The following is a 13732-nucleotide window of genomic DNA, read 5'->3' as shown; positions in this document are numbered from 1 at the left end:
GTAGCGTGCCCCGTGCGGGGGCGGGCAGGGGAGACCTCCTACCCGACGAATGCGGCCTGTCTGGGCCGGGCCGTGGTCGCCGGAGCCGTGTCACGGAGCGCTCTCGGAATCCGCTAGACTGTTCGAGTTGTCTTCTCCGCCCGCGGAGATGGCATCGGGCTGTGGCGCAGCTTGGTAGCGCACTTGACTGGGGGTCAAGGGGTCGCAGGTTCAAATCCTGTCAGCCCGACCATGAAGTCCCGGAAACCATCTGGTTTCCGGGACTTTTTCCGTTGGCTCGCAGCGCGGGCAGGTGGTCAGAACCGCTCCTCGTGCGCCGTTCGACCCGCTTCAATCACGGGGACGCGCTCGCCGGCCCACTCGGCAAGCGCCACCGCATGGGGAATGAGCGACTGCACCCAATACCTCGTCTAGGACGTGCCCGACAGCTACTTCACCGCGCGGGTCGTGATAGCCGTTGCCGAAAGCGGCGACATGTTTGTTTCCGGCGCCACCAGCGACGGCTAATACTCATCTTTGGTGATCGGGCCGCACATCCCAGGAGGCGAACGGCTTCAAGGCCATTGTTCAGCCACACTTTCCAAGTCGACGGCGTGCTGTGTGCATGGCGTCGCGAGCGCACTACGGACCGACAGCCCGACGGCGTGGACTACTTCTTCTGGGAGTGCTGTGCCGCCGCCCCGTCGATTCGCCGCGCTATCCTGCGCCGACGCACTCGGCTCGCTACCGAGCGGAAATGGATCGTCGACGCCGAGTCAGCAGCAACGCGGCGAAGCATGAGCGGAAGGCGCGGGAGGAGGCGGCCATCGAGCGATTCGACCAGTGGGAGGTGTACGAGCGAGACCATTGGCTTTGCGGTATCTGCGGACAGCAGGTCGACCCCGAAGTGCTCGATCCCGACGCTACGAGCGCGAGCTTGGACCACGTCGTGCCGCTGTCGAGAGGCGGAGATCATACGCGTGACAACTCAGTGCTCGCTCACCTGATCTGCAACATTCGCAAGTCGGTGAACAGAGATCACGCATACGTGCGTCCGCTGGCGGGGAAGCGAAGTGGACAATCAGGTAGGAGAAGACCTGCAACCCCTGCTAGAGCTAGAGAGCCGAGACACATCAGGATACGAGAAACTCGCGGTCAACAGGGGTGGGGTCCTGATGCTGGCATCACAGGCCAAGGAGCCCGGAGGTGCCCCACGTGGGGAGTGGGGGACTGAAGTGAAGTTGGTGATGTGCGAGATGGACGATTCCCACGACATGATGCTTGGCATCGCCAGTGCGTCTTCCGCCCAAATGATGCAGCACTCGGATCGCGACGCCTGTTGCGAGCGTCACTCAACACCTAGCCCTTGTCACTTGCATGGCCCGGACTGTGGCCGGTGCCGCGACTAGGCTTGGTCCATTCAGAACGGAGGACATCGTGTCGCATGGACTGCCGCATCTCGCCGACGCGACGGATCTCGACCGATGGGCCGATACCAGGTCTGCCCAGGCCGACCTGCCCCGCCTGGTAAGACGCCTGATCCGCGCCGAGAATGATCAGGTGCAGCGGGTGGAGATGCGCGGGGGCGAGGGGGTCGGCCTCCCCGGCTACGACGGTTTCGTTGAAGCCGGCCGTGCGACGTCCTTCGTGCCCGAGGGCGAGAGCGTGTGGGAGATGGGCGTTGGTGGCGACCCCGCGGCGAAGGCTCAGAGCGACTACCGGTCAAGGAGTGACGACCCCCAGGGGATCGACCCCGCGGAGCACACTTTCGTCTTCGTCACCCCGCGGCGGTGGGACGCTAAGAAGGACTGGGAGCAGCGGAAGCGGGAGGAGGGAGTCTGGCGGGACATCCGGGTTCTCGATGCCGACGACATCGAGCAGGCGCTTGAGGTCTCGCCTGCAGTTCAAGTCTGGTTGTCGGAGTTGCTCGGCCTGGGACCGCTGGGAGCAATGTCGATCGAAGATTGGTGGGGGAGGTATTCCCGAGGGTTTGACCCGACGCTGACCCCAGCTGTCGTCCTCGCCGGTCGTGCGGATCCGGCCGCTGCCCTCGTTCGTCGCTTAGCCGAGGATGTTGGCCGGACCTACATCCGCGCAGCCAGCGTCGATGACGGCCTGGCCTTTGCCGCGTGCTCGATGATGGCGGTCGGGCCGGAGTACGCGGAGCCGATCCTCGCACGGTCTCTGCTCGTGCACGATGGCCCAACTCTCATCAGATTGGACCGGACGTCCAGCCTCCTGATTCTTTTGCCATACGAGGAGGGACTGCAGCGAGAAGCCCACCTGGTCGAAAACCATCACGTGGTTTTCGTGGTCACCGACCCAGGCGGCGACGTCGACATCGAGTTGCCGCCGCACGACCACCTGGCGCTTAAACAGGCACTCGCAGAAGTCGGAGTCCCGGCCGAGCGTCTCGCCCGATACGTCCGAGCGGGCACGAAGAGCCTGGAGGCGTTGCGCCGCGTGGCGACGCGCTTTGGTCAGCGCGACCCAGGGGAATGGGCGACGGATTTGGCGAACCGCGGCGTTCGACGGGCGTGGCTCGCAGGAGGCTGGAGCCAGTCCCGGAGCGGCGACAACGAAGTACTCACAGGCCTGTGCGAGGACGAGCCGGAAGACCTGGACGAGCGCCTTCGGCAAGCCCTCCGTCGGCCCGACCCACTGTTCACAAAGGTTGGTTCGACGTGGGCCGTTGCGTCCCCTCAGGATTCGTGGCGAACGGCCCGCGGACTAGTCAGCGATGGCGACCTGGATTCCTTGGAACGGGCTGTTCAGACCGTTCTCGGGGCTGTAGATCCGCGACTCGAACTCGCGGCAGAGGACAGGTGGGCCGCCGCCGTGCATGGCAAGACGCCGGTGCACTCTTTAAACCTGCGAAAGGGATTGGCTCGGACTCTCGCCTTACTGGGCGCGCGTGGCGACGATGTCCGCCTGGCCGGAGGGCGGTCGGCTCGGGAATGGGCCGAGCGCGTTGCCTTGAGCCTATTTACTCGTGCGAACGAGGACGTGGAGGCGCAGTTGTGGACGTCGATTTCCGACGTCTTGCCTCTGTTGGCAGAGGCAGCTCCGGACGCGTTCCTCCGAGCCATCTCGGAGGCCACACAGGGGGACGACCCGCTCGCCAAGCGATTCTTCCAGGACACCGATGACCGCTGGAATGTGAGCAGTCCACACTCCGGATTGCTGTGGGCGATTGAGGAGATTGCTTGGTCGGAGCAGCACATGGCGTATGCCGCTGAGACTCTCGCAGCATTAGCTGAGATCGACCCTGGCGGTCGCCTGAGCAACCGACCGAGTGGGAGCCTGCAAGCGATCTTCAGGTCCTGGTCACCCCAGACGTCTGCCTCGCTCGATGCTCGTATCCAGACGTTGGAAAGCCTGACTCGACGCCACCCAGGCGTCTCGTGGGATCTCCTGCTCTCGCTGTTTCCGAGCACCTCTGAGTTCGGCATGCAGAGCCATACTCCCGAATTTCGCGAGTGGGCGTCCGAGACCACACCTGCGACGCGCGCTGATCTTCTCGCGACGCTGGAAGCGGCAGGGGCGCTCCTCCTTAGCTTCGCCAAGGCTGACCCCGCGCGCTGGGAGCAGATCGTCCCGAAGTTCGATCGACTTCCGCCGGATGTTCGAAACGAAGCGATCGCAGCCATGTCTTCGCTCCCTGTAAACGAACTAACTGCCGAGCAGAGCACTGCGTTGTGGGAGGCGCTGAGCAGCTACGTGAGACACCAACGCGAGTACGCCGATGCTGAGTGGTCATTGTCTGAGGAGTGGCTCGGACCGCTCGCGGAGGTTGCGCAGAACCTGACTCCGGCCAGGCCGTCAGACATGACCCGATGGCTGTTCGACGATTGGCACCCCGACATCGGCATACCTGCCGACGAACTCCGTGCGTACGACGCTGCCTTGAGCGAGCGACGCGCAGCAGGAATCGCACAGGTTTTCGCCGAGGAAGGCTTGGAGGGCGTTCGCCGACTCGCCGCCTCGGTTGAGCTTCCATGGGCAGTTGGGTCAGCCTTGGCCAAAGCCACCGATTCTGTCGATGCCGATGTGATCGGGGAACTCGACAGCGAAGACCGGGCCGCGGTTCAGTTTGCCGAGGGGTTCGTCCGTCGTCGCCTACGCGGCTCGATCGACGACATTCGCCCTTGGGTCGACCAGTTCGAATCAAGACCGCTACTCCAATCTCGCCTTCTTCAGTCCGCAGATGATGTGTCGGCTGCCTGGGACACGCTGCGGCACTACGACGAGGCGGTGAGCAACGCGTACTGGTCAGAGTTTTCGCCCTACGGCCGTGGCGAGGAGTTCCCCTACATCAACGAAGCAATCCAGAACCTCCTTGAGCACGGACGTGCAGCCATCGCCGTAGACGCGCTCAGCATGTATGCCGCACGGCACGAGGGCGCGGTTGACGAGGTTCTGGTGATCAAGGCGCTTCAGGAGTTCGGCACTCGCGACGACCCTGAGGCGCGACGCGTCTCCGCCTACGACATCTCCCGACTGCTCGCGTTCCTGAAGCACCGCGGTGTGGATGAGGGTCAAATCGCGCTCTTGGAGTGGCGCTACTTGCCACTGCTTCAGCGTGACGCCGAAATGCCTGCACTTCAGCGTTTGCTCGCCAAAGATCCTCGGACGTTCGTCCAGATGATCGAGATGGTCTTCAGGCCCGCCAGCGCGAGGAACGAGGAGCAGGTCGAGAAGCCGTCTGAAGATTCCAACCTGGCGTCGAATGCGTTTCGCCTTCTTCGTGAGTGGAAGGTTGTTCCTGGAACGAATGACGAAGGCGTCGTTGAGGCAAACGCCCTCCGTAAGTGGCTAGAAGGCGCGCGTGAGTTGCTTGCAGAAGCCGACCGCACCGAGATCGGAGAACTGCAGATCGGGGAGGTCTTCGCACATTCACCTAAAGACCCGGACGGAACGTATCCTGCGCTGCCAGTTCGCGACATTCTGGAAGACGCACCTGACGAGCGTCTGGCTCGGGGCTTCTCGATTGGGGTCTACAACAAGCGAGGGGTCACATCTCGCGGGATGACTGAAGGCGGGCAGCAGGAATACGACCTGGCTAACAAGTACTCGGCGTGGGCGGAGGCAGTGCAAGCCTCACACCCGCGCACCGCAGCCACTCTCCGTGACATTGCCGAGACGTACCGCGACGAAGGAAGAAGGAACGACGAGGAGGCACGTCGATTCCTGGAAGGGATGGACTTCTAGGCGTTGTTCTTTCGGAGTTTCCGAAATCTGAGCCGAACGGACCTTCCGAGATCCGGAAGGTCGCACGGTAGGGGTACTTCGCTCCGACTAACATAAGAACGAATTGCCCAATTCTTGTAGGTTGGGGGGTGTACCCCCCCCCCCCACCCGAAGATGTGGACCAAAGCGCTAGACGGCGACACATTGATCTCGGCTCATCGAGAGCCCGTTCTTGTCCTCTGAGGCTGACTAGACCAGCACAGCTTTCTTGGCCCTTCCAACGTCTGTCTGCGCATGGCAAGGTAGTCATGAGGCGCATCAGCATGCTGGACAATCCGCTTGGCACGGAAGTGCTTCGAGTGAAGGGGGACGGATGACAGTGGGGCCGGCGCGCACGGTTGTAGCCCTTCTCGAGAAGCTTCACACCGCGTTCTCAGGCTTCAACACCGCCTTCAATGAGGGTCAGTACGTCCTCTGGTTGGGTTCGGGCATCTCGCGCGACAGGGTAAAGAACGTCGCTGAATTGCTCACCAGCGTCGTCGAACACCTTCGGGTGAACATTGACATCGGCGACGACGACTGTGAATACCGGACCGCGCTCAACGAAGTGTTGCGACTCGCCGCCTTGCGACGTGAGGAGCTGGACACCCTCGACTTCTCAACCACATTCACGAGTTGGCCCTTGCGCGAGCGAATCGTCTCGACACTCATAACGAACTACTCGCAGGTGCTTGACGTTTCGGTGGGTGACTCGAATCCTGACGACTACCTGGTGTGGACCGCGCTCGATGTTCCCAACACCTACGGGGCACCGGACCTCGTTCCGGACGTCGAGCATTACTGCATCGCCATTCTCATGTTGGAGGGGCTCGTTTCGTCTGCCGTTACTGCCAACTGGGATGGACTTCTGGAGAAAGCCTTGGCTGAACTGACGCCGGCGTTCGAGTCCCGAGTTCGCGTTGCTGTAAAACCCGATGACTTCCGTAACGCGGGGCCCTCGATCGAGATCATCAAGTTCCACGGCTGCGCGGTTCGCGCCCGAGATAATCAGGGCGAGTACCGGCAACTCCTAGTTGCGCGCGAGTCGCAGATTTCGCGTTGGACTGAGCAGCCGGAGAATCGGTCGATGCGCAAGCACCTTGAGGTGCTCTACACGGACCGGTTGACGTTGATGCTGGGTCTGTCAGCACAGGACGCGAATCTCCACACCGTGTTTGCTGGTGCTATCCAGGACCTCGCTCGGCCTTGGCCGGCGTCCCCGCCGCCCGTGGTTCTCAGCGAGGAGCAGCTTGAGGCGTATCACCGCAACCTGCTCAAGATCACATATGGTTCGAGCTACCAGGGCAACGCAGCCGCGATCGCCCAGTCTGCCCTTCTAGGCGCCTACGGTAAGCCCACCTTGCTCGCCTTGGTGCTCGCCTCGCTTACTGAGAAGCTCAGCTTCTGGGTTCAGCCGGAGGTGCAGGAAACCTGGGGGGATGCCGCTGTTCAGCAGCTGCAGGATGATCTCCGCAGTCTCAGGGACTTGGTAGCGATACATGCCGACCCTGCTCATCCTGAGGCAGTTGAGTCTGAGGAGCGTCTGGGGCATCAACGTGCCTTTGCCGCTCGGATTGTCGATGTCGTCAACTTGGCGCTAGCAGTGTTTCGGACTGGGCAGATTCCAGCTCCGCGAAGTGGTCGTTATGAGCCGTTGTCTGCTCGTCCAGCTGCTCAGGCGGTCTTGGATCCCGATTTTCCGGCTCGGCAGTTTGGTCGACTCGGCGTTGCGTTGTCATTGGTCGGTCGAGGACTTGCCTCAGGGCAGTGGTCGGCTTCCACGGGAGATAGCAGCTTGCCGCAGGACGGAGTTTTGCGCTTGGCCACATCCGAGAGGAACACGCGGGTGTTCTTTGTAAAGGACAGCGCCGCATTGACGCAGCTTGAGGTGGATGGCTCGTTTGATGCCGGCGACCCTGACGTTCTGATTGTCATGGCAGACGAGGAGCCACCCGTTCAAACTCGGTCGCCGAGGGGGCGCTTCGGCCGGGGCGGTAGGCCTGGAGCAGGGCGGTTTAGCGTTGCATCGGGTGTGGCCGGCACGGCATCGCCCGATGAGCTGTACGAGGCGTTCAAGCTCGCAGGGGGCTTATGATGGCAGGTATTTCGGATGTTCTCACAGTCTTGGAAAAAGCAGGTTTCGAGAAGCTTCCTAAGCCCCTAACCGTCGTCGGTACGGAGTTCGACTTCGAAGCAGCAGCTCGTGGGACTGGCAGTTCGCACGACCTTGTGCTGATCATGACCGATCAAGTTCCTACACGGCGACTTCAACGTCTGGTGGCTGGTTTGGCGCGGTCTCTTGACCTCGCCTCGTCGCGGCGGCCCGTGAGTCTCGTTTTCCTGGGGGCGATTGCTGCGGGCGACCGGGTCGAGCTAGAACGCTACGCGCGGGTGCTCTCCGTTGGCTCCTCGTTACCCAGCGTCTCGGAGGTCGAGGAAGCAATTGCGGTTCTGCTCCCGTTGAAACTGCCGAACACTGATCTCGTTCACGGAAACGACCCGGTGAACGAGGTGATGGCAACCCTTGGCATGTCGAAGGACACCCCAGATCACATCGCACTGGTCAGGGCTGCCGTCGATGGTGCGGAGGCGGTACGAGAGAGACTGCGCCGTTACGTGAACGCCGGAGTTGAGTGGCACGATGACTTGGAGGAGGACGATGAGTGATGTTCCAATCCGTAGCCTGACGGTTTCCGACTTCCGACGAATCGAAGGAACTCGAGAATTCCCTCTAGACGCGCCTGTAATTCTCATCCACGGCCCAAATGGCACAGGAAAAACCAGCCTCCTCTCCGCGCTGGAGCTCGCACTGACCGGCGAGATTCGGAGCATGGAACGTCATTCAGATCGTTACCGCGCGCATCTGCCGTTCCTCGGACAGTCGTACGCAACGGTGCGGGTGGATATTGCCCAGCACCTACAAGGCGGCACGCCAGGAGTTCCCCTGACCGTCAGCGGTTCACGGCTGGAAGGTGCTCCGGCACTAAATCACGCAGCTTCAAAGTTCTACGCCGAGCGGTGCTACCTGGATCAGTCATCGCTGGGTCGTCTTCTGGATCTATATCAAGCTCGAGAAGGCAGTGAGCAGACTGCACTTGAGAAGTTCGTGAACGAGCTTCTTGGACTAGAGAAGCTCGACGCACTCCTTAGTGGGCTCAGTGATGCGAGTGACTTCAGATTACTCAAGAAGCTAGCGGCAGGTGTCGACGAGGCTGATCGTGAGGCGAAAGCGGCAGCCGCGGATCTGAAAGAAAAGACTGGATTGCGAACCGATGTCCGCGCGGAGGCTGCCAGCGCTCGGCAAGCCACACGAGACGTCCTCATCGAGCTCGACCTCGGACCCGCCGTCGGCGATACTGATATCGAGCTTATGGAGCGCGTGCGACGAGCGACCAAAGAAGACACCACCGCCGACGAGTTTGCCGTCGCAGAGAGGGTTCATCAGGAGCTCGTCGCTTTGGGCGGTCGCATTGCTGCGTCGGTCGAACGTCCGACCACACAACGGATCGAAGAGACACGCGCGGCCTTGGCTTCCGCAATTGCTGCCAAGGACGATTGGGAGCGTACCGACAGGTCAGGTATCGACGCTTGGGAGCGGGAAGCCCAAGCCGTCGGCGTAGATCTCCGAGTCGGACCCAGTACCGCGGTGCAGCACGCCACCCACTTAGTCGTCAAACAACTCGAAGCCGGAGCAGAGGTTGAGGTGAGAGCTGAGGCGGTCGGTGCCGAACTGGGTGCCGGTCGCGCCGAGCTAGAGGCGCTTCAGAAGCGCCTCTCGGACGCGCACGAGAACTCAAGCGCGCTCGTAGAGGGGTTGACCGCGCTCCGAAGCGTTGTCGAGGCAAGCAACATTTGCCCGATCTGTGATCGAGACATCACAGAGATTCGTAGGCATAGCCTCCGAGCTCATGTAGACGCCAAGCTAGACGAACTCACAAGCCACGGGCAGCAACTCGTCAAATTGCGCGCCGACCGTGACGAACTTGCGGCAAAGGTGTCTCGGCTGGAGGTTGAACACACTCAGCTCACTGGGCAGAGCATGTCTGCCGAGCAGCGCCAGGTACTCCAGCAGCGGCACTCGACGCTTTTGCAGCTGGCATCCGCGGCCGCAGGTATTGAAACAGCGAAGTCCAACGGGGCAGAGCTCACGCAGAGCGTTCGTGGTCTTCAGCAGACACTTCGCGAGCTTGAGGCCGCGGGTTCTGAAGACACTTACATCAGGAGGGAACTCGACAAATATGCCGTCCTCCTCAACGTCACCGTGGAATCAACCTCCGTTTCTTTCCAGTCAGTGTGCAATGACTTGCTCAAAACTGCGAAGGCGAGGGTCTCCCAGCTCGCCGATAAGGCCAACCACTACCAGGATGCGATAGACGCGGCGGCGAGCCTTGCAGCTGTGATCGAACGCGAGCAGGCCGTCGTACAAAGTGTCGCTGAGGCCGCAGAGCGCAAAAAGCAATGGGACGATCGAATCACGGAGGCGAAACGGCGTCAGGGAATCGCGAGAGAGGTTCGTGAGGCCGTTACAAAGACTCGAACTGAAATCGTCCATCGAGTCTTCACTGAATCCCTCAATGAGGTCTGGAAGACCGTGTTCACCAGACTTGCCCCGAACGAGGGATTTATACCAAGATTTGGAGTCCCCAGCGCAACCAAGAAGACCTTTGACATCAATCTAGAGACGACTCACCGAAACGGTGAGGCGGGTGGCCCACCCCAAATGATGCTCTCTGCTGGAAATCTGAACACCGCCGCGCTGTCATTGTTCCTCGCGCTCCACCTTGCCGTGCAACCCGTCGTGCCGTGCCTTGTCTTCGATGATCCAGTTCAGGCGATGGACGAGGTTCACGTAGCGCAGTTTGCTGGACTCATCCGTCTGCTCTCGAAGCAGAACGGCAGGCAAGTCATCATCGCTGTTCACGAGCGCGAGCTGTTTGATTATCTTGCCCTGGAGCTCAGCCCGGCATACGCGGGCGACGAATTGATTACAATTGAGCTCGGAGAGCGTGCGGACGATGAAGATCAAGGGATCAACCGCCACTCCTGGGTTCCGGACGTAGCGATCGCGGGATAGATCAAACAATTTGATCGGTTCCTTCCCTTCAGATGGGAACCAGGCTCACCATGTTGCTCAGAGCCTTCAAAGTGCGATTGGTCGACGGAGTCACGGTTGTTTGTGCGGGGCAGTGCAGAGGCGCTAGCTAACGATTCTGCACGCACTGATCTAGAAGTGTTTTACACGGCAGATCAAGATCTGAGTTCACGAGGGGGTCGCTGGATCGCTTGCGCGTAATGCACAGAGCATTCTTCTGAAATGCCTACCCAGGTCGAGCCGGCTGGGAGCGATGCTTTGGCGCTTGGGGGTCAAGGGGTCGCAGATTCAAATCCTGTCAGCCCGACCATGAAGTCCCGGAAACCAACTGGTTTCCGGGACTTTTTCGTTGGCCCGCAGCGCGGGTAGGCGGTCAGAACCGCTCGTCGTATGCCGTTCGGCTCGCTTCGATCACGGGGACGTGCTCGCCGGCCCACTCGGCGAGTGCCACCGCATGGGGGATGAGCGACTGCGCGAGGTCCGTCAACTCGTACTCGACCCGTGGTGGCACCTCCGCGAAGGTGGTGCGGGTGACGAGCCCGTCGCGCTCGAGGTTCCTGAGGGTGAGGGTGAGCATGCGTCGGGAGATGCCCGGGATGCGCTGCTCGAGCTCGGTGAACCGGAACGGGCCGTCATGGAGCGTCGCGATGAGGAGGAGCGCCCACTTGTCGGCGATGCGGTCCAGGAGTGAGCGGATGGCCTTGCCCTGGTCGCCCCGGACGGAACACAGCCTCTGGTAGCGGAGCACGGCACCCCTCGCGGCTCGGTCACACGCGTGTGCCTTTTGTACGCCGGTCCGATCCGGTCCACACTTGCGTCGGTTACCCATCGTAACCATCAACGCACACACGCACTCGGAGGTTGCACATGGTCATCGCCTACTGGATCGTCGCAGGACTGCTCGCGGTCCTGTACCTGTACTCGGGCGGCATGAAGCTCGTCCGCTCTGCCGAGCAGCTCCGCCCGATGATGGCGTGGGTCGACGGCATGCCGCTCTCGGCGGTTCGAGTGATCGGACTGCTCGAAGTGTTGGGTGTGGTCGGCCTCATCCTGCCCCCGCTCGTGGGCGTCGTCACCTGGTTGAGCGTCGCTGCGGCGGTCGGACTGGTCCTCGTGCAGATCGGTGGCATCACCCTGCACCTACGTCGCGGCGAGATCCGGGTACTCGGGCTGAACGTCGCTCTGCTGGTGCTCGCCGCCGTCGAGATCTGGCTGGCGACGATCTGGCTGTAGCGGTGGCGGATCGGTGCCTGCCTCGTCAGCCGACTCAGGGGACGAGCACGATGCGCCCGAACACGTCCCCGGCGTCCATGAGACGGTGTGCCTCGGCTGCGTCGCTCAGCGGCAGGGTGTCGTGGACCACCGGTGAGAGCGTGCCTCGGACGGCGTCGTCGAACACCTCGGCTCGCACCCGGGCGAGTTCCTCGCGCGGCACGGTGTCGAGGCTCAGGGTTCCGAAGGTGATCGATCGGCGGAAGCCGGCCAGGAGCGCCGTGCCGAAGTCCGCGGGCGGGAACCCGCCCACCACGCCCACGGCGATCAGGCGGCCGTTCGGCGAGAGCCGCTCGATGAACCGGGGGAGGTTGGGCCCGCCGACGATGTCGAGGATGACGTCGAACTCCGCCGGGGCGTCCGCATCGCCTGTGCCGGAGCGGTCGAGCACGTGGGTTGCACCGAACGCCCGCAGACGTTCCCCGCGTTCGGAGGACGAGGTGGTGACGGCGATGACGCCGGCACCGGCACGAGCGGCCAGCTCGACGCCGGCCAGGCCGATACTCCCGGCGGCCCCGCGCACGAGGACGGATTCGCCCTCGGCCAGGCGAGCGCGTTCAAGCGCGAAGTGTGCGACCGGGAACGCGCTGCCCAGCGTCACCGCCTGGACGGACGTCAGGTCGGACGGCAGCTCGACGATCTCGTCGGCTCGCGCGATCACGTACTCGGCGTACGCGCCCGAGGTTCCCGTGAACGCCCAGACCCGTCGACCGACCCATGCGGGGTCGACGTCGGGCCCGGTCGCGGTGATGACGCCGGCGGCTTCACCCCCCGGGATCATGCCCGAGTCGCGGGCGGCTTCGGCGATCCCGCCCCGGCGGATCACGACGTCGACCCCGCCGACGCCTGCGGCCTCCGTTCGAACGAGGACCTCACCGGCCCCGGGCGTGGGGACGGGTAGGTCCGCCACCTCCATCCCACTCGGGTCACCGAAGGTCCGGATGATCACTGCGCGCATGGGTGCACTCCGTTTCGCGGCGGGGGGATCTGACCCGCCTCCCGAAACGTAACGGACGCACCCGTCCACTTGAGTAATGTGAGACACATGTCCGAGACACTGCCTCAGAACCTGCGTTCCGACGCGCAGGAGAACCGTGACCGCGTCCTCGCGGCAGCCCGCGACCTGTTCGGGACCGACGGCCTCCACGTGACGATGCGGGAGATCGCCCGCCGAGCCGGTGTCGGGCCGGCCACCCTCTACCGACGGTTCCCGACCAAAGCCGATCTCGTCAGAGCCGCCTTCGTGAACGAGCTCGACGCCTGCCGCTCGATCGTGGTCGACGCCCTCGCGGACGTCGACCCCTGGCGTGGATTCCGCAGCATCATCGAGGAGGTTTTGGTCCTCAATGCCCGGAACCAGGGGTTCACGGACGCGTTCCTCGCCGCCTACCCCGATGCCGTCGACTTCCGGACCCAGCGTGAACAGGCCGTGCGGGCGATCACCGCCGTCGCTCGTCGTGCCATCGACGTCGGCGCGCTGCGCCCGGACTTCGTCCTCGACGACTTCCTCGTGGTCCTGCTCGCGGCTCGCGGACTCTCACGTACGACGGAGACGGAGCGCGTCCGAGCTGCACGACGCTACGCCGCGCTCGTGATCGACGGACTGCGTGCGTCAGACCGGCACGGACCGCTTCCTCCAGCGCCACGACTCATCCCGAGCGTCATCCCGGCGTAGGCCGCACGTCCAGGTTCACGATGCGACCCGCTTGCTTGCGTCAGCCGTGGTCGGGGTGAAGACGTTGACGAGGTTGCCGTCGGGGTCGCGGAACAGCAGCGATCGGTTACCCCACGGCATGGTCGTCGGCTCGTTCACGAACGTCTCCACGACGCCCTGGAGTGTCGTGTAGACCGCGTCGACGTCATCGACGAGCAGATCGAGGATGACGGATCGGTTGGCTCGCGGTGCGGCGGCGTCCTCGCCCAACAGTGGGATGGTCGCTGAACTGGCGATGGCGAGCGTGCCGGTGTCGGTGCGCACCTCGGCGAACAGTGGGTGCAATCGTGTCGCGGTCGCACCGGTGACCCGCTCGTAGAACTCGACCAGGGTGTCGACGTCGTCAGTGATGATCCGGGTGGCTGCGACTTGCATGCGTGTCTCCTTGGCTGGTGGTGTTTCCCGCGGGTGCGGTGGCGGTGATGACGATAGAGCCAATGCCGGAC

The 13732-nt window shown here is 62.8% G+C and carries 10 protein-coding genes and 1 tRNA gene; 8 read left to right on the top strand and 3 right to left on the bottom strand.

Annotated features, from left to right (window positions below):
- Window positions 1-155 precede the first annotated feature (155 nt).
- From ACLIME_RS06505 to ACLIME_RS06480, 6 genes are all read left to right on the top strand, one after another.
- A tRNA-Pro gene (locus tag ACLIME_RS06505) sits at window positions 156-232 on the top strand.
- Between the two features lie 372 nt (window positions 233-604).
- Window positions 605-1213: an HNH endonuclease gene (locus ACLIME_RS06500; protein ID WP_124769470.1), complete on the top strand. Its 609-nt coding sequence runs from the start codon at window positions 605-607 to the stop codon at window positions 1211-1213.
- 326 nt (window positions 1214-1539) lie between these two features.
- Window positions 1540-5190, top strand: coding sequence for a hypothetical protein (locus tag ACLIME_RS06495; RefSeq protein WP_411558463.1), 3651 nt, complete (start codon window positions 1540-1542; stop codon window positions 5188-5190).
- A 352-nt stretch (window positions 5191-5542) separates the two neighbouring features.
- On the top strand, window positions 5543-7303 hold the full coding sequence (locus ACLIME_RS06490) for an SIR2 family protein (protein WP_411558462.1): 1761 nt from the start codon (window positions 5543-5545) through the stop codon (window positions 7301-7303).
- On the top strand, window positions 7303-7875 hold the full coding sequence (locus ACLIME_RS06485) for a hypothetical protein (protein ID WP_411558461.1): 573 nt from the start codon (window positions 7303-7305) through the stop codon (window positions 7873-7875). Before ACLIME_RS06490 ends, ACLIME_RS06485 begins: the two co-directional genes overlap by 1 nt.
- Window positions 7868-10282 carry an AAA family ATPase gene (locus ACLIME_RS06480; RefSeq protein ID WP_164486952.1) on the top strand — a complete coding sequence of 805 codons (2415 nt, stop codon included), beginning with the start codon at window positions 7868-7870 and terminating at the stop codon, window positions 10280-10282. The genes ACLIME_RS06485 and ACLIME_RS06480 overlap by 8 nt, the downstream gene beginning before the upstream one ends.
- Before the next feature lie 391 nt (window positions 10283-10673).
- On the opposite strand, the gene ACLIME_RS06475 is transcribed toward ACLIME_RS06480, so the two are convergent.
- The gene (locus tag ACLIME_RS06475) at window positions 10674-11048 is read right to left on the bottom strand and encodes a winged helix-turn-helix transcriptional regulator (protein ID WP_411558460.1); all 375 of its coding nucleotides are present in this window, start codon (window positions 11046-11048) and stop codon (window positions 10674-10676) included.
- A gap of 119 nt (window positions 11049-11167) precedes the next feature.
- On the opposite strand from ACLIME_RS06475, the gene ACLIME_RS06470 reads away from it, so the two are divergent.
- On the top strand, window positions 11168-11533 hold the full coding sequence (locus ACLIME_RS06470; protein WP_411558459.1) for a DoxX family protein: 366 nt from the start codon (window positions 11168-11170) through the stop codon (window positions 11531-11533).
- Window positions 11534-11567: 34 nt separating this feature from the next.
- Here ACLIME_RS06470 and ACLIME_RS06465 read toward each other — a convergent pair whose 3' ends face one another.
- Complete coding sequence (locus ACLIME_RS06465) at window positions 11568-12530, bottom strand: zinc-dependent alcohol dehydrogenase family protein (RefSeq protein WP_411558458.1); 963 nt, start codon at window positions 12528-12530, stop codon at window positions 11568-11570.
- 87 nt (window positions 12531-12617) lie between these two features.
- On the opposite strand from ACLIME_RS06465, the gene ACLIME_RS06460 reads away from it, so the two are divergent.
- Window positions 12618-13247 (top strand): TetR/AcrR family transcriptional regulator, encoded by a 630-nt coding sequence (locus tag ACLIME_RS06460; RefSeq protein WP_411558457.1) that lies wholly within the window; start codon window positions 12618-12620, stop codon window positions 13245-13247.
- Window positions 13248-13262: 15 nt separating this feature from the next.
- On the opposite strand, the gene ACLIME_RS06455 is transcribed toward ACLIME_RS06460, so the two are convergent.
- A complete protein-coding gene (locus ACLIME_RS06455) occupies window positions 13263-13661 on the bottom strand; it encodes a VOC family protein (RefSeq protein ID WP_411558456.1) in 399 nt (132 codons plus the stop codon).
- Window positions 13662-13732: the final 71 nt, after the last annotated feature.

This window comes from Plantibacter sp. MPB07 (assembly GCF_046619465.1).
In the GTDB taxonomy this organism is placed as follows: domain Bacteria; phylum Actinomycetota; class Actinomycetes; order Actinomycetales; family Microbacteriaceae; genus Plantibacter; species Plantibacter auratus.
The sequence above is the reverse complement of the archived record's forward strand: the minus strand, read 5'-3'. Positions and strand labels throughout refer to the sequence as shown.